This is a genomic window from Protofrankia symbiont of Coriaria myrtifolia, from assembly GCF_900634755.1.
GTDB classification, from domain to species: Bacteria; Actinomycetota; Actinomycetes; order Frankiales; family Frankiaceae; genus Protofrankia; species Protofrankia coriariae.
The window spans coordinates 1-16,454 of sequence record NZ_CAAAFS010000072.1 but is presented as its reverse complement, the minus strand read 5'-3'; the positions used below and the strand labels follow the sequence as shown (position 1 = coordinate 16,454).

The 16,454-nt window shown below is 70.1% G+C and carries 14 protein-coding genes and 1 tRNA gene; 9 read left to right on the top strand and 6 right to left on the bottom strand.

Annotation, left to right across the window (positions count from 1 at the left end):
• The first annotated feature begins 287 nt into the window (after window positions 1-287).
• The 4 genes from CM1CMNOD_RS04230 to CM1CMNOD_RS04215 are packed head-to-tail and all read left to right on the top strand — an operon-like array spanning window position 288 to window position 3,924.
• Window positions 288-1,691 carry an AAA family ATPase gene (locus CM1CMNOD_RS04230; RefSeq protein WP_013872425.1) on the top strand — a complete coding sequence of 468 codons (1,404 nt, stop codon included), beginning with the start codon at window positions 288-290 and terminating at the stop codon, window positions 1,689-1,691.
• Window positions 1,688-2,140 carry a hypothetical protein gene (locus CM1CMNOD_RS04225; RefSeq protein WP_013872424.1) on the top strand — a complete coding sequence of 151 codons (453 nt, stop codon included), beginning with the start codon at window positions 1,688-1,690 and terminating at the stop codon, window positions 2,138-2,140. Before CM1CMNOD_RS04230 ends, CM1CMNOD_RS04225 begins: the two co-directional genes overlap by 4 nt.
• Before the next feature lie 15 nt (window positions 2,141-2,155).
• Window positions 2,156-2,530, top strand: a complete 375-nt coding sequence (locus tag CM1CMNOD_RS04220) for a helix-turn-helix domain-containing protein (RefSeq protein ID WP_013872423.1) — start codon at window positions 2,156-2,158, stop codon at window positions 2,528-2,530.
• Entirely contained in the window at window positions 2,527-3,924 is a 1,398-nt protein-coding gene (locus CM1CMNOD_RS04215; RefSeq protein ID WP_013872422.1) for a site-specific integrase, read from the top strand. Before CM1CMNOD_RS04220 ends, CM1CMNOD_RS04215 begins: the two co-directional genes overlap by 4 nt.
• A gap of 89 nt (window positions 3,925-4,013) precedes the next feature.
• Here the strand turns inward: CM1CMNOD_RS04215 and CM1CMNOD_RS04210 are convergent.
• Both CM1CMNOD_RS04210 and CM1CMNOD_RS04205 read right to left on the bottom strand, forming a co-directional pair.
• A tRNA-Met gene (locus CM1CMNOD_RS04210) sits at window positions 4,014-4,090 on the bottom strand.
• A gap of 155 nt (window positions 4,091-4,245) precedes the next feature.
• A complete protein-coding gene (locus CM1CMNOD_RS04205) occupies window positions 4,246-7,221 on the bottom strand; it encodes a UPF0182 family membrane protein (RefSeq protein WP_013872421.1) in 2,976 nt (991 codons plus the stop codon).
• A gap of 96 nt (window positions 7,222-7,317) precedes the next feature.
• Between CM1CMNOD_RS04205 and CM1CMNOD_RS04200 the strand changes: the two genes are divergently transcribed.
• Window positions 7,318-7,824: a PPA1309 family protein gene (locus CM1CMNOD_RS04200; protein WP_013872420.1), complete on the top strand. Its 507-nt coding sequence runs from the start codon at window positions 7,318-7,320 to the stop codon at window positions 7,822-7,824.
• Between the two features lie 127 nt (window positions 7,825-7,951).
• Here the strand turns inward: CM1CMNOD_RS04200 and CM1CMNOD_RS04195 are convergent, their stop codons facing one another.
• The 3 genes from CM1CMNOD_RS04195 to CM1CMNOD_RS04185 form a co-directional block, all read right to left on the bottom strand.
• On the bottom strand, window positions 7,952-8,992 hold the full coding sequence (locus CM1CMNOD_RS04195) for a YlbL family protein (RefSeq protein WP_013872419.1): 1,041 nt from the start codon (window positions 8,990-8,992) through the stop codon (window positions 7,952-7,954).
• Window positions 8,993-9,098: 106 nt separating this feature from the next.
• Entirely contained in the window at window positions 9,099-9,335 is a 237-nt protein-coding gene (locus tag CM1CMNOD_RS04190; protein ID WP_013872418.1) for a hypothetical protein, read from the bottom strand.
• 56 nt (window positions 9,336-9,391) lie between these two features.
• Window positions 9,392-9,886, bottom strand: coding sequence for a molybdenum cofactor biosynthesis protein MoaE (locus tag CM1CMNOD_RS04185; RefSeq protein ID WP_013872417.1), 495 nt, complete (start codon window positions 9,884-9,886; stop codon window positions 9,392-9,394).
• A 385-nt stretch (window positions 9,887-10,271) separates the two neighbouring features.
• Here CM1CMNOD_RS04185 and CM1CMNOD_RS04180 point away from each other — a divergent pair, with 385 nt between their 5' ends.
• On the top strand, window positions 10,272-11,723 hold the full coding sequence (locus CM1CMNOD_RS04180; RefSeq protein WP_013872416.1) for a zinc-dependent metalloprotease: 1,452 nt from the start codon (window positions 10,272-10,274) through the stop codon (window positions 11,721-11,723).
• Between the two features lie 232 nt (window positions 11,724-11,955).
• Here CM1CMNOD_RS04180 and CM1CMNOD_RS04175 read toward each other — a convergent pair whose 3' ends face one another.
• Window positions 11,956-12,756, bottom strand: a complete 801-nt coding sequence (locus tag CM1CMNOD_RS04175; RefSeq protein WP_013872415.1) for an enoyl-CoA hydratase/isomerase family protein — start codon at window positions 12,754-12,756, stop codon at window positions 11,956-11,958.
• 445 nt (window positions 12,757-13,201) lie between these two features.
• Here CM1CMNOD_RS04175 and CM1CMNOD_RS21475 point away from each other — a divergent pair, with 445 nt between their 5' ends.
• The 3 genes from CM1CMNOD_RS21475 to CM1CMNOD_RS04165 all read left to right on the top strand — a co-directional run.
• Window positions 13,202-13,363 carry a DUF5679 domain-containing protein gene (locus CM1CMNOD_RS21475; protein WP_013872414.1) on the top strand — a complete coding sequence of 54 codons (162 nt, stop codon included), beginning with the start codon at window positions 13,202-13,204 and terminating at the stop codon, window positions 13,361-13,363.
• A 490-nt stretch (window positions 13,364-13,853) separates the two neighbouring features.
• Window positions 13,854-15,065, top strand: a complete 1,212-nt coding sequence (locus CM1CMNOD_RS04170) for a ThiF family adenylyltransferase (protein ID WP_013872413.1) — start codon at window positions 13,854-13,856, stop codon at window positions 15,063-15,065.
• A 167-nt stretch (window positions 15,066-15,232) separates the two neighbouring features.
• The coding region (locus CM1CMNOD_RS04165; RefSeq protein ID WP_242625433.1) for an ABC1 kinase family protein at window positions 15,233-16,454 on the top strand (1,222 nt) is incomplete at its 3' end.

Below are 16,454 nucleotides of genomic sequence, written 5' to 3'. Positions count from 1 at the left end.
CCTGGCCACCCCACGCCACGGCGGACCGGGCCGGGCCGATCGACCGGCAACGGCGCACCGGACACCACCCCGTCGCTCAATCGGCCCAGGTCAGCCCCGGGAATCGGATCGACCCGCCGATCGGACCGCCCCGGCATCTGCACAACGAGATGCGCCCTCCCTCCGGAGCGGGGGGCGCATCTCCTCACCGGACGCGGTCGACCAGCCGGCCGGGCCACCTCGAGTGCCGGCCCGTCCACACCACCCACACCCGCCCCTGTTCCGACGTTTCCGGAAAGGCGCCGCCCGTGCTCCCCCCTGAGCCACACCCACCGTCCGCCACCCGGCCACCGGTCCACACCGGACCGTCGGCCAGTACCGGTACCGGTACCACCGAGCCACCGGCCCGCGCCAGGCCACCGGCCGGCACCGGTACCACCGAGCCACCAGCCGGCGTGGGCATTGCCGATCCGTCGCGGCTGGCCGGCTGCGGCACGTCGACCCGCCGGCAACTGCTACTCACCTCTGCCGCCACCGTGCAGATCCGCCCGGTTCACTGGACCTGGCAGGACCGCATTCCCGCTGGCGCGCTCACCGTCATCCCCGGACGGGAAGGCATCGGCAAGTCCCTCGCCCTGGCCTGGCTGTCCGCGCAAATCACCCGTGGCACCCTGCCCGGCCGCTTCGCTGGTCAGCCCCGCGCCGTCGTCTACGCCGCGTCCGAAGACTCCTGGGAGCACACCATCGCCCCCCGCCTGCACGTGGCCGGCGCTGATCTGGACAAGGTGTTGCGTGTCGAAGTCGTCCACGACGGCACCGTGGACGCGCTCACCCTGCCCGGTGACTGTGACGCGCTGGCCGTCGAGATCGACCGGCACGGCGTGGCGCTACTGGCCGCCGACCCGCTCCTGTCACTGATCCACGCCGGGATCGACACCCACCGGGACCGGGACCTGCGTACCGCCTTGGAACCGTTGGTGCGCATGGCCGAACGTACCGGCTGCGCCGTCGTCGGCCTGGCCCATTTCAACAAGTCCAACAACCCGGACGCGCTCAACCTCATCACCGGCAGCCGGGCGTTCTCCGCGGTCGCCCGTGCCGTAATCGCCATCGCCCGCGACCCCGAAGACGCCGACGGCGCGTGCGTACTCAGCCAGGCGAAGAACAATCTCGGCCGTCTCGACCTGCCGTCGCTGCGCTACGTCGTGGAATCCGTCGACGTGCCCACCGAGGAAGGCCCTGCGCAGGTGGGCCAACTGGTATTCACCGGTGAGTCCGACCGGTCAGTGGCCGACATCCTTGCCGATGCGTCTCGGGGCGGTGACAGTTCCCGGCGTGCCGACCGCGACGACGCCGCCGCCTGGCTGACCGACTACCTCACCGAACATGACGGCCACGCCCCGTACGCCGAGATCGCGCAGGCTGCCCGTGCCGACGGCATCCCGGAACGCACTCTCAAACGCGCACAGAGCCGCGCCGGAGTGATCAGCAAGCGGTCCGGGTTTCCCGCCACAGCGGTCTGGTATCTCCCCACCGATGACGGACCGTCAGGCTCCAAGCCAGTTGGGCCACAGTCCAGCCAGTTCGGCCAAGGCTTCCGCAGCGGCCCAACTGGCCCAACTGGCCCAACTGCGGCCTCTTCTCAGCACGGACAGCCACCCCGCCTTGTGGTCGTTCCCGGCCCTTCCCCGGCAGGAGACAGCAGCGCATGACCCCGCACGCCATCGCCCACGCCGACCAACTCACCGCCGCCTGCCGAGACGCCTTGACCGCCCTACACGCGATCGCTGAGGACGGCCGGGGCTACCTCGCCGAACGCCCCGCCGCCGTTCCATGGCTGGCCGCGCAGGCGTCCGTGTTCGTCCGCGCGCTCACCGTCGGAACCGTCGAGCTCTGCCCCCATCTCGGCTCGTCCCCACAGGTCGTGCACGCCGCCGCATGGGCACCCGGCCGGCTGGTCTGCACCGGCTGTGTGGCCGCCCTGCGCCCCGGCCCGGACGAGGACGCCACCTGTGACCGCTGCCGGTGCAGACCCCGGCGGCTGTACCCCGGCGCCGCCGCGTTCGGCCCGGTCCTGCTCGCCTACGGCCTGTGCCCGTCCTGCCTGCGCGTCACCGGTCTTGCTCCCGCCCGCGGCCGCACCCGCGCCGGCCGTCGCTAGAAGGGGCGGCCCGCCATGACGACCACCATCCACGCGAATAGCGACGGCTCCGGCGACTACGACCAAGCACCCGCCAGAGCCGTCCGTCCCCGTCCGCTCGAAACGGAAAGAGGCCCCGTCATCGTGACGCACACCATCACGCAACGACACACCGAAGATGTGGTCTTCACCGTTCCTTCAGATGATCGACCGTCGACACCGACAGCCGATCTTGCCAACCTTCCGGCTCTGCTGACCGTGCCCCGCGCGGCGGAGCTCTTGGGCCTCCCACGTGCGTCGGCATATCGGTATGCGGCAAACGGCGAACTTCCGACTCAGCGTCTCGGCGGCCGGGTGTACATCGTCACCGCGCAGATCCGTCACCTGTTCGCCGCTCGGGAGAGCGCGTGACCGCCGAACCTGGAAGACGTGGACGCCTGGCCGTCCCCGGTATCACGGTCTACCAACGCGGCAAGACATGGTCGTATCGGGTCGACCTCGACCCGCATCCCCTGACTGGCAAGCGCCAGCGGGAGAATCGCGGCGGGTTCGCCACCGATGATGAGGCGTGGAGCGAAGCCCTGAAGGCGCGCGGGGAGCTGGAAGCCGGACGACACGTCAAGCGGTCCCGGCGCAAGGTTCGGCAGTTCGTCGCTGAGTGGCTGGCCGCGATCGAACCTGCCGTGAAACGGTCGACGTACGTGAACTACGTCGATTACCTCGACGCCTACGTTCTGCCTGTGCTTGGTGACCGCCGGCTTCAGGACATCACGGTAACCGTGCTCAACACCTTCTCTCGGCACCTGCTGGAGAACGGCCGACGCAAGACGAACACCAACCTGACCATGTATGCCTACTGGGCGCGGCAGACCAGGGCAGACCGTCCAGTCACCGCCGCCGAACTCGCCGAGGTAGGCAAGACCACCATCCACGCTGGCCGCGCCGCTCTCGGACGCTACCGACGCGGCCGGGTCCCCCGCGACATCGGTACCGGTCTGGCGCCGAAGACGGTACGCAACGTCCTGAACATGTTGCACAAGGCGTTCGGTGACGCCGTGGTATGGCGGTACATCGAGATCAACCCCGCTGAGCACGTCGTCAAACCACGTGTTGGCCGGCACCGGCCGACCACCTGGGATGCCGTCCAACTCGGTACCTGGGTGCGGGCCGCAGACGTCGACCGGTTCCGCGCGCTGTGGATGCTCGCCGCAACCACGGGCATGCGCCGGTCGGAGCTTGCCGGCATCGACCGGGATGGGCTCGACCTCGACGCCGCCACGCTCGTCATCGCGGATACCCGTGTCGTGGTCGGCGGCAAGGCGATCGACGAGGACGGCAAGAGCGACAGCGGCCGGCGCATGATCGCCCTCGATGCGCCCACCGTGGCAATCCTGCGGGAGCATCTGACGATGCTCGACCGGGAGCGTGAGTCGTGGTCCGGCGACTACCCGGATCACGGGAAGCTGTTCGTGTACGAGGACGGCCGGCCCATCCATCCCGACACCATCACTCGCCGGTTCAACCGGCTGGTCGACCGGGCCGGGCTTCCCCGCATCCGGCTGCATGACGTCCGACACAGCTACGCCACCGTGTCGATCGACGCCGGGGCGAACCCGAAGGTCGTCAGCGAACGCATCGGACATGCCAGCCTGGCGTTCACACTCGCAACCTACGTCCAGCGGACCGGCGACCTCACCCGGGAGGCCACCACCGCCACCACCGTCACGAACCTGATCCTCGGAAGGGAGGAAACGAAGGATTCCGACGTCACAGACGACACCAAAGAGCCGGAAGAAGAGGACTGACCGGGCCTCCGCGCGGCGCCTGGTCACAAGGTTGGTCACATAAACGCGAAAACGCCCCCGGAGAGATATCTCTCCGGGGGCGTTTTCCCTGGTAGCGGGGACAGGATTTGAACCTGTGACCTCTGGGTTATGAGCCCAGCGAGCTACCGAGCTGCTCCACCCCGCGTCGGTGTGCCTTCACCATACAAGACGCAGGGTGGGGGGTGTCAAACGGACGTGATCGAGTCTTCCGGTGGGCTGCCAGCCAGTCGCCCGCGGGCCCCGACGGCCGGGCCCGTCCTCAGCGGGACCACATGGTCCTCCCGGACTCCCGGCGGACGGCTATCCTCCCGGCGCCCCGGCCGGCGCCACGGTGGTCGGTGGCGCGGCCGGCGCGGCGTCGGGAGCGGCGGCCGGCGGCGGAGAAGGCGGCGGCTCGGGGCTTGCCGGCGGCGACGGTGGCGGTGGCGCCGCGGTCAGCCGTCCCAACCGGTCCAGGGCGTCCGCGAGATCCTTCTGCGCGTTGCCGTAGGCGGTGAAGTCGGGCGGGTCCTTGCGCAGCGCGTCCTGCCCGGCGGTGAAGGCACGGTCGGCGTCGGCGATCGCCTGCCGGATCTGCGGATCGTTCGTGCCGCCGCCCGGCTGGGGGCTCTCCGGTCCCGTGCCGCCTGTACCACCTGTGCCGCCGCCGGGCGTGCTGTCGGGAGCCGTGCCGAAGACCTGGCTCAACGCCTCGCCCAGGGTCGGCGCGAAACCGATGTTCTCGCCGTAGACGGCCGCCACCCGTTGCAGGGTCGGATACACGGCGTTCTCCCGCGCCTGGACGTAGTACGGCTCGACGTAGAGCAGCCCGCCCGCCACCGGCAGGGTCAGCAGGTTCCCCTGAATGGTCCGGGAGCCCTGGCCTCGTAGCAGGTTGAGCTCCTGGGAGATCTTCGCGTTGGACTCGATGAGGTTCTGCACCTGGACCGGCCCGTTGATCGTGACGCCCTTCGGCAGTTGCAGGACCTGGAACTCGCCGTAACTGCCGGGATCGCTCGACACCGCCATGTAGGCGGCGAGTTTCGACGATGCCCGCGCCAGCAGCGGGGAGGTCAGGTTGAAGGTGGGCTGCGACTGCCCGACCAGCTGGCTGTAGACGTAGAACGGCGGCTGTGTCTGGTTCTGGTCGTCCGGGGCCGGTGAAACGGCCCAGAAGTCCTCCTGTGAGTAGAACTCACGCGGATCGGTCACATGGTAGGAGGCAAGAAGATCCCGCTGCACCTTGAAGAGGTCCTCCGGGTAGCGGAGATGGCTCAGCAGGGACGCTGGAATGTCCTTCTTCGGCTTCACGCTGCCCGGGAACGCCTTCATCCAGGTCTTCAGGACGGGATCCGCCTCGTCCCAGGCGTAGAGCGTGACGGTCCCGTTGTAGGCGTCGACGGTGACCTTCACGGAGTTCCGGATGTAGTTGACCTCGTTCGCGGCCTGGTTGGCCCGGTTGGCCACCCGGGTGGTCACCGCGTCCGCGGTCACCGAGTCGAGGGTGCGGCGCTGGGCGTAGGGATATCCGTCGGTGGTCGTGTAGCCGTCGAGAATCCATGTCACCCGGCCGTCGATGACCGCCGGGTAGGGGTCGCCGTCCAGGGTCAGCCAGGGTGCGACCTTGCTCACCCGGTCCCGCGGGTTACGCAAGTAGAGGATCCGGGAGCTGTCGGTGATGTCGCTCGACAGCAGGATGTTCTTCTCCTGGAAGCGCAACGCGAACAGGGCCCGCCGGAACGTCGAGCCGATCGAGACGCCGCCGCTGCCGTCGTAGCTGGTCGTCGCCTGGCTGCCCGCGGCGTCGCCCGGCCCGTCGATCTCGGCCTGCCGGGTGCCGACGATCGAGTAGTCCGGGGACATCTCACCGAAGTAGACCCGGCTCTCCCGCACGTTCAGCGGGCCGGTCGGCGGCAGGTTCTGCTCGGTGAAGACCGGGCGCCCGGAGCTGTCGACGGTGTTCGCCGGTGCCGCGACGAATCCCTTGCCGTGGGTGTACGTCAGATGCAGGTTGATCCAGTTCCGCTGCTGCGGCGCGAGACCGCCCTGGTCGAGCTCACGGACGGAGGCCACGTAATCCTGGGTGCCCTCACGCCCGTCGGAGCCGGCGATGGTGTAGCGGTCGATGTCGAGCGAGGCCGGGAACCCGTAGTAGCCGCGGATCTGCTGGAGCTGGTCGTAGGTCGCGGAGAGCACGTTCGGGTCCAGCAGGCGGGCGTTGGACAGCGTCGCCGAGTCCGCGCCGAGCTTGGTGGTGTCGGGTGTGGTGGACGCGTCGTAGGGCTGCGGTCTTATCTGGTCGATCCCGTACGCGGCGCGGGTGGCCGCGATGTTCCGGGCAATGTAGGGCGCCTCCCGGGAGGCCTCGTTCGGCCGGACCTGGAACTGCTGGACGATCGCCGGGTAGATACCTCCCACCACCAGGGCGGACAGCACCAGTATTCCGGCGGACAGCAGGGGCAGCGTCCATCCCCGCTGGAAGATGTTGTAGATGAACAACACCGCGCACAGCAGTGAGATGAACAGCAGGATGAGCTTCGCGGGAAGTACCGCGTGCGTGTCGGTGTAGGACGCTCCGTGCACCGCCCCGCGTGAGGAGAAGACCAACCCGAAGCGGTCGAGGTAGTAGGCCCATGCCTTCAGCAGGGCCAGCAGGCCCAGCAGGACGGATATGTGCGCCTTCGCCGCCGGCACCACCCGTTCACCCTGCGTCTGCAGCCGGATACCGCCGAACAGGTAGTGCGTCACCAGCGTCACCAGCAACGACAGCACCACGATGGTCAACAGAAAGCCGAGCAGGAAACGCTGGAACGGGTAGGTGAAGGCGTAGTAGCTGATGTCCCGGTGGAACTGGGCGTCGCGCTGCCCGAAGGACTCACCGTTGCGCCACAACAGCCAGGTCCGCCACCGGCCGGACGCCGAGACACCCGCTACTATGCCGAACAGGATCGACACGCCGAACAGGATCAGGACCGCGTACGGTTCGATGGCGGCCCGGTAGCGCTCGAGATTCTGCTGCTCGAGGGAGAGCGGGCGTACCGACGGCCGCAGCCGGTACGCGAGCAGCAGGTTGGCGCCCACCGCGACAGCCATCAGCGCGCCGAAGATGACGAACAACAGGATCCGCGTCGACAGGACGGTGTTGAAGACCTTGCCGAAGCCGACCGACCGGAAGAAGAGCAGGTCGGTGTAGACCCGGGTGAAGACGCCGAGCAGAACGACCAGAACGATGAGCACGACCAGAGTGGGGATGAGGATGCGGGTACGCGCCACCAGTGGCCTGCGGGCTGCTGCCACTCGCTTCTCCTTGTGTCGGGGGCACACGACCGGGTTGTCCACCTGGAAGGCAACCTACGCCAGTGCCCGACTGGCACCATCGGAGAGGATGGGCTAGTGAGCAGCCCCGACATCAGTGAGTTGACCTCCGTTGTGCTGGAGGTCGAGCGGCACGTGGCCGATCTGGGCTGGGACCAGCCCAGTCAGGTGTACGCGCTGGCGGACACGTCCGACCTCGTCGCCCGTGAACCGGCCCTGGCCGCGCACGTCGGCCAGATCGTCCCTGGCTCGCTCACCCCGGTCGAGCAGGAGCCCCTGCCCGTCGGGCGCCTCGACGAAGTACTGGCCGGCATCGGCTGGCCGCCGGAGGTTCTCGGCTGCGTCCTGGTCACCGAACTCGTCGTGCTGCCCCCGAGCGCCGAGCAGGAAGCCCCCTACGAGGAGGCGGACATCGAACTCTGGGCGGCCAACCATCCCGAACGCCAGGACGTGCGGCTCGCGGTCGGGGTGACCCGCGACGGGCAGCACGCGTCCTGCCTGCGGGTACGTGGGGACGAGGAGCTGGTGGTCGACCCGGACCTCGCCGACGGCCTCGTGGACGGCCTGCTCGCAACCTTTCGCTGACCACACCGGCCGCCCGTTTCCCGACCGGGGCGGGCCTGCCGGCCGGTGCGTCCGTCGGGTGGCCGGCAACCAGCCGCCCGGGACGGTTGTTCTCAGGCGGGTGGGGCTTCTCAGACGGATGGGATGCTCAGCAGGTGGGGACGTTCGCCTGGGGGTTGTCGGCGAGGGCGTGCAGGTCGCCGATGGCGTCCTTCAACGTTTCGACCCGGATGAGCCGGAGGCCGTCCGGCGCGGACTCCCGGGCGTCCGCGCAGTTCCCGGCCGGGACGAGGAAGGCCATCGCACCGGACCGGCGGGCGCCGAGGAGCTTCTGCTGGATGCCCCCGATCGGCCCGACCGTGCCGGCGGCGTCGATGGTGCCGGTGCCCGCGATCGTCTGGCCGCCGGTGAGCTGTTCGGGCCCGAGAAGGTCGACTATGCCGAGAGCGAACATCAGCCCGGCGCTCGGCCCACCCACGTCCTTGAGCCTGATCGTCACCGTGAACGGGTAGCTGCGCTTCTCGGTGGTGATGATCCCGATGACCGGCCGGCCCTGGTCGTCCGGCGCGGGCACCGTTGTGATGTCGGCCCGCGCGGGCTCGCCGCCGTCCCGGACGTAGGAGATGGTCACCGGCTGCCCGGGGCGGACCCGCGCTATCTCGTCCCGCAACTGCCCCTGTGTGGTGACAGCGGTGCCGTTGACGGACACGATCACATCGCCCGGCAGCAGCTTGCCCTCGGCGGGCAAGCGCTCACCGAGCCGGTAGACGACCACGGACGTCCCGGTCGCGGCGACACCGAGCTCACCGAGAGCCGCGGCGGTCGCCTGGTCCTGCGAGTCGATCATTGCCACGGTGTTTTCCTGGCGGATCTGCTCGTCACTGGTGCCCGGCGGCTGGACCAGTTCCCGGGGCACCACGGCCTGGTCGCTGTTGAGCCAGCCGCGGACCGCGCCGAGGACGTTGAGCCGGGGAATCTCCTCGACCGTCGTCAGCTCAAGCCGCCCCGAGGTCGGGTAGGTCTGCCGGCCCTCTATCTCGATCAGCGGCTTGCCGTCGGGACGTCCGAGCGTGTCGGTGACCGGCCCAGGCGAGAGCAGCACGAACGGCACCGGCAGCCACAGCCCGATGACCACGAGCAGTAACGACAACGTGGACGCAACAACGAGTGTCTGGATACGCCGCGTCATGTTCGCAGTCTAGCGGGTTGACAAAAGGGCGATCATGGCTGTGGCGCAGGCGCTCGCGGGCCCGCAACGACCGGGCCACGCGAGCGGATCCAGCACGGACGGGCGGCTACGGCGCGTCCGGCGACCGCGGGTCCGGTGGGCGGCCGCCGGCTCGGAACGTCCCGTTCCGATCATGGCTGGACGGGTCACGGGACGAGTGCAGCGGCCGCGCCAGAGCGGCCATGCTGCGCCGGTAGCCCTCAACGGTGATCAGTGCTTCGGGCCGGCGTTCCGGGCGCGAACGCAGGGCGAACCAGACAAGGGTGACCAGAACGGCGACAGGCGGAATAAGCAGGAACCACATGGCGGCCTCAGCGTCGAGACGGGGGAAGGGAGGCGACCTTCATGGTAGAGGCACGTTCAGCAGGCGCCCACCCACTCCGACGAACCATCCGTAAAGACCTGCCGCTTCCAGATCGGCACCTGGGCCTTGACCTCGTCGATCAGGTGACGACAGGCCACGAACGCCTCGTCACGGTGCGCGGCTCCCACCGCGACGACAACGGCGATGTCACCGATACCGAGCAGACCAGTGCGATGGGTGACAGCAACGGCCAGTACCGGATGGGCGGCAGCCACGCCGGCCGCCACCCGTGCGATCTCGGCTCCGGCACGCGGGTGGGCGGTGTACTCCAGTTCGGTGACCGCACACCCATGGTCGTGGTCGCGCACCGTGCCCACGAAGAGCGCGACCGCCCCCACCCCGGGCCCGCGGACGGCACGCAGGCACTCGTCGACCGACAGTTCCTCCGCCCGCACCGACCCGATGACGACCCGTCCCACGCTCGGCCGGCCAGCCGCGTCGCGGGCACCGCGGCACAAGTCGGATCCAGCGTGGATATCGATGTCGCCCATGTGCCCGACCGTAACCCGACCGCAGGGCACTCACCCGGACGGTGCCGGCCCCGAGCTGCCGCGGACGTCGCCGGGGATGTCCCGGTACCGACACCCGACGGGTGTGGAGACGGAGCTCACCGACGGCCGGGGGCAGCCGCCAGCCGGAACGCGATAGTTGGGACGTGACAGCCTGAACGCGACAGTTGGGACGACGGTGTGATCCAGCGGCGACCGGCGGACGGGTTGTCCGGCTCGTGGCTTTCACCGGCGCTCATGGGCCGCCCCGTCGATAATCCCGGTGACGTCGTTTCGGCATCGCCAGGAAAACGCACTACCGTTGGTGCATGTCCGGATCCAGGGTCCATGAACCGCAGCGCACCTCCTCCCGGCGGGGACGGCGGCGATGAGCGGCGGCTTCCCCTTCGGCTTCACCCCGGGCGGTTCGTCCTCGGGCGGCTCGGGTGGCGGCTCCGGCATGCCGTTCGGCACCGGAGCCCCGTTCTTCGCCGAACTCGAACGCCTGCTGTCCTGGCACGACGGACCGGTCAACTGGGAGCTCGCGCGCCAGGTCGCGGTACGCACCCTCGGTGATGGCGACCGGGCCGTCACCGATGCCGACGTCGAGGCCGTCCGGCAGGCTGTCCGACTCGCCGACGTCTGGCTCGACCCCGTGACGACCCTGCCTGCCGGGGCCACGGCCGCCGAGGGGTGGACGCGGGGCAGATGGATCGAGGTGACGCTGCCCGTCTGGCGGACGCTGTGCGATCCGGTGGCCGCCCGGGTCGCCGAGGCCATGCGCGGCGGTATCTCCGGCGGGCTCGCGCAGATAGGCGATCTCGGTGCCGGGCTGCCACCGGAGCTCGCCGCGCAGCTCCCGCCCGGTCTTGACCTGGGCCAGCTCGCGTCCGCGGGCGGCCCGATCATCCAGATGATCGACAGAATCGGCGGAATGCTGTTCGGCGCCCAGGTCGGCGAGGCGATGGGCCTGCTGGCCAGCGAGGTGGTCTCCGCCACCGACGTCGGGCTGCCGCTGGGCCCGGCCCGCACAGCCGCGCTCGTACCGGCCAACGTCGAGGCGTTCGGCACCGGCCTGGAGGTCGACCCCACCGAGGTCCGGATCTACCTGGCGTTGCGCGAAGCCGCGTCCCAGCGTCTGTACGCCCACATCCCGTGGCTGCGCGGGCACGTCCTCGGCACGGTCGAGGAGTACGCGCGGGGTATCACCGTCGACCCGAACGCGGTCTCGCGTGCGATGACGATGCTCGACCCGTCCAGGTTGATGGATCCGTCCCGGCTGATGGACCCGGCGAGTTTCGCCGAAGCGCTCGGTGGTGACGTCTTCGACGACGCGACCACGCCCGAGCAGACCGCGGCGCTGGCCCGCCTCGAGATGATCCTCGCGCTCATCGAGGGGTGGGTGGAGACGGTCACCGACGCCGCCGCGGCGAAGAACCTGCCGGCGGCGTCCAGGCTGCGCGAGATGGTGCGTCGGCGACGGGCCGAGGGCGGGCCGGCCGAACAGACTTTTGCCACGCTCGTCGGCCTCAACCTGCGTCCCCGCAAGCTGCGCGAGGCAGCCGCGCTGTGGGCCGCCGTGGGCGAGGCCAGAGGGATCGACGGGCGGGACGCGCTGTGGGCCCATCCCGACCTGCTCCCGGACGCCGACGATCTCGCCGACCCGCAGCGGTTCGCCACCAGCGATACCGGCAGTACTTTGGGTGACCCCATCTCAGAGCTCGAGCGGCTCCGGGACACCCCGCCGCCAAAGTCACCGGATGAGCCGCCGGACGAGCCGCCCGGGCCAGGAGGCACACACGACCCGGATCCGCCCGATGGTCCGCGCGGCGGTCGTTGACCGTAACCACCATGCGGCCATAGCTTGACGGGCACGAAACCCCCGGTCATCGGAGAACCCTCCAGAAGGGGAAGCTGGAGAGTTCAACCGCATGCCGGGGGTTTCTCCCATCCGACGTATGTGTCGTCGCTACCCACCGCGACGCACCGGCCGGTCGGGCAGGGACGCGCGGGCCGGCCGGGCAAGCCGGCCGCGGCACGGCTGCCGGCGCCAGCCCCGCGACCGTCCAGCGTCAGCTGGCGGCGACCACCGGCGCGAACGAAGGCGGCCGCCGGTCCAGCTGTGCCTGGATCCCCTCGGCAGCCTCACCGTTGGCCATGGTCGTGGCCTGGGCGAGCGCCTCCCACTGCAGCACCTGCTCGATGTCGTCCTCACCCCGCAGCGCGACCTTGGCCAGCCGGGTCGCGACCGGGGCCGCCGCAACGATCCGCAGCGCGGTCTCCAGCGCGGTGGCGACCAGGTCGACGGCCGGCACCACCGCGTTGACCAGACCGATGTCCACGGCCTCCCGCGCGTCGACGGACCGCCCGGTAAAGATCAGTTCACGGGCCCGCAGCACCCCCACGGCCTCCGGCAGCAGCCGGGTGGCGGCCATCCCCGGATGCATCCCCAGCCGGGTGAAGGGAGCGGAGAAGGTTGCTCCCTCGGCCGCGAACCGCAGGTCACAGGCAAGCGCCAGGCACAGGCCGGCGCCCACCGCGGCGCCGTTTACCGCGGCGATCGTGGGCACCTCCAGCGATCTGATCTTCAGCCAGGTTCGGTAGAAGGGGAGCATCTTCGCCCGCAGCCGGTCCGCGCCGGAGTCGACGTTGCGCCTCGGGTCGATCCAGTCGAGGTCGCCGCCCGCGCAGAACGCGCGCCCCTGCCCTGTGACGATGACGGCCCGCACATCGGGATCGGCACCGATCTCGTCCAGCGCCGCTGACCATTCCGCGGTCAACGCCACGGTCATCGCGTTGCGCCGTTCGGGCAGGGCCAACGTCAGCAGGACCACGCCGTCGGCGGGACGTTCGACCAGCAGCGGTTCGGACACAATCGACTCCTGAAGGCCCACGTTGTCTGGTTGATGTTGCCTGGTTGATATGGGCGAAGGCGGCGCGGTCGTGTTTTTCCCGCCCCGTCAGCGGCCCTCCCGAGCGTAGAGCCTCACGGCTTCCGGTGCTGTCGGACATGACCGGGCACGCACCGCTTCCACCATGGCACGTCATCGGCCCACCACTGTCCCATCACCGACTCCACTACTGGGCCACCATCGGCTCCGCCGCCGGCTCCACTACTGCCGCGGGAGTAGGCGGCGAACACGGCAACCACTGTGGGACAACGGAAAACCAGCCACGGCCCCGGCCAGGGGGTGGCGCGCGGCGGGATTCCCGACCTGAGGAGGATGGCTCCCGGCCGGCTGTTGGTGCCGGCTTTCTTCGTTGCGCTTCGTTACGAACCCGCGGCCCGTCAGCGGGCGCCGGTGAGAGGGAGAACGAGTGGCAGAGACGTACGAGGGCTACTGCGTCAAATGCAAGGACAAACGGCATTACCAGGGTGAGGTCCGGGTGAGCGAGTCCGGGCGCCGGATGGCGCGGGGCACCTGCCCGGTCTGCGGAACCACGATCAACAGAATCCTCGGCAAGGCGCCAGCCTCATAGTTCCCCGACAGTCCCCCGAGGGATGGTCCGTCCCCAGGCTCTGATCCCCAGGCCGGGCGGATCCCCGAGGCCGCCGAGCGCGCGGCGAATCATCGCGCGCTCGGCGGCTGTACGGCCCTCCCGCGGCCATGGCTCCCGACGCCGCCGTCTGCGAGAACCGTCTTGGCACGCGCACGGGTGGCCGCTCGCCCGGATGAGCACGCGGCCCGGCAGCCAACGGCCGACTCTCCGGGCGGCCGCGCACAGGCGCTGCCCATCCAGGTGGGCAGCGTCAGCACCAACCGTCTCGGCGCGTCACTCGGCAACGCCACGTGGTGACAAGCGGGCCTCTGCGGCGACCGCGGCCTGGCAGGGACTTGTCCACAACCACCGGCGCACCCTCCTCGACACCGGTTGCATATCCACAGAAAAACGGACATATATTCACAGCGGGGAACAGCGTGAGACCATATGATCACGATCCGGTCACCTGCTGTCGGGGAGGACGCCGATGCGCCCCATGCTCAAACCCGGCCTGCGCCGGCTCTGGCGGGACGGAGCCACCCTCCAGATCGGTGTCGACCCGGCGCGGGCGATCGTCCTCGGCGGGCTGACAGCGCGGGACGCCTCCGTGCTCGACCTGCTGGACGGTACCCGCTCCCGTGAGCAGGTCCTCAGTTCGCTGGACGCCACCCGGGCGGAGCTCGTCCTCCTGCTGGAGCGGACGGGCCTGCTGGCGGACGCCGGCCCGGCCGGCCAGTCCTCACCACCCGTGCTGGACCAGGAGCGCCTCCAGCCGGACCTGGCCGCGATGGCCCTGGGCTCGGCCGACCCGAGGCATGCCCGGCGAGCGATGGCGGCCCGCGGCCGGGCCCGGATCCAGGTCCGCGGAGCGGGCCGGATCGGCGCTCAGGTGGCGGCCCTGCTGGCCGCCGCCGGGGTCGGGCAGGTGGTCGTCGACGACACCGGTACGACCAGGGCGGCCGATGTCGCGCCGGGCGGAGCCCGTCTCGACGACGTCGGGCGGCCCCGTTCGGTCGCCGCCACCGCGGCGATCGCGCGGGTGACACGCCCGCACACGTCACGCCAGTACCGGCATCCAGCGCCGTTTCGCCCCGATCTGGTCGTCGTCACACCGGCCGGCATACCGGTCGTCCACCCGCAGGAGGCGCTTGAGCTGGAACGCTCCGGCATCCCGCATCTGCTTGCCGGCGTTCGTGAGACCACCGCGGTGATCGGACCGCTCGTCCTGCCCGGGGTGACCTCGTGTCTGCACTGCCAGCATCTGCGTCGCCACGCGATGGAACCGTCCTGGCCGCTACTGGCCCTGCAGATGTCCCGCCGTCCGGACACCGGGATCGATGCCTGCGACGTGGCGCTGGCCACCGTCGCCGCCGGGCTCACCGCCATGCAGGCGCTCACCCTTGTCGACCACGGCGACCGTGGCATCGCCCGGCCCGGTCAGGCCCAGGTGTCGCAGCAGCCGTGTCGACCGACGGCCGACGAGTTGCCGACCATCGACGGGACGCTGGAGATAACAATCTCCGATCTTCGGCTCAGACGCCGATCGTGGTCGATCCACCCCTCGTGCCCCTGCCGCAGCGCCCGGCGGATGGCAGCCGCGAGCACCGGGGCAGCCGGCGGCTGGCCGGTGGGCGGGGATCCGGTGGGCGGGGATCCGGACGAGGCCGACACCCTCGAGCGGACGCAACGAGCATCGTGACCAGAGACGAGCATCGCGACCAAACGAGCGTCGTGACCAGGCGGAGCGGGGCCCCGCCACCGGTCCGCCATCAGCCAGGCCAGCCATCTCGACTACAGAAAGTAGTATTAAAATCCCAAGCGGCGTTCCCTCCTGCCTCCCGCCCGCAGAACAGGCACGATGGAGTTGTGTCCGAAATCCCAAAACGCGCGGTCGTCCGCACCGCCAAGCTGGCAAGCCTCCCTCTCGGCTTCGCTGGACGGGCCACGATCGGCGCAGGTAAGCGACTCGGCGGGCGCCCCGCCGAGATCGTCGCCACGGAGCTGCAGCAGCGGACCGCCGCCCAGGTTTTCCGCGTCCTCGGGGAGCTCAAGGGCGGCGCGATGAAGCTCGGGCAGGCACTGTCGGTCTTCGAGGCGGCACTGCCCGAGGAGATCGCCCGGCCCTACCGGGCGGCGCTGACCAAGCTCCAGGACACCGCGCCCGCCCTGCCCGCGGCTTCGGTCCACCGGGTGCTCGCCGGCGACTTCGGCACGGACTGGCAGACGAACTTCCGCAGCTTCGACGACGCGCCGGCCGCCGCCGCCAGCATCGGCCAGGTACACCGCGCCGTGTGGGCGGACGGCCGAGATGTCGCCGTCAAGATCCAGTATCCGGGCGTCGGCCCGGCGCTGCTCAGCGACCTCACCCAGCTCGGGCGCGCGGCTCGGCTGTTCAGCGCCATCGCCCCCGGTCTGGACATCAAGCCGCTGGTCGCCGAGCTGAAGGAGCGCATCCTCGAGGAGCTCGACTACCGCCTGGAGGCGGCCTGGCAGACGGCCTTCGCCGAGGCGTTCGATCACGACCCCGACATCCACGTGCCCAGCGCCGTCGCCGCGACCGACCATGTGCTGGTCACGGAGTGGATCGACGGCAAACCCCTGTCAACGATCATAAACAGCGGCACGGACACCGAACGTGACCGGGCCGGGCTGCTGCTCGTGCGTTTCCTGTACTCGTGCCCGGCGCGGGCCGGGCTGCTGCACTCCGACCCGCATCCCGGCAACTTCCGGCTGCTGCCGGACGGCCGTCTGGGCGTGTTGGACTTCGGCGCGGTCAACCGTCTCCCGGACGGGCTGCCCGAACCCGTCGGCCGGCTCAGCCGGCTGGCGCTGGACGGCAACGGGGAGGCGGTCCTGGCAGGCCTGCGGGCGGAGCGGTTCATCCTGCCGACGGTGAAGATGAAACCGGCGGACCTCCTCGACTACCTGGTACCGCTCCTCGAGCCCGTCGCCACCGAGACGTTCCGCTTCTCCCGCGACTGGCTGCGGGGCGAGGCCGTCCGGCTGGGCGACCCCCGCTCCCCCGCGGCCCAACTCGGCCGCCTGCTCAACCTGCCCCCCTCCTATCTGCTGATGCACCGTGTCACCC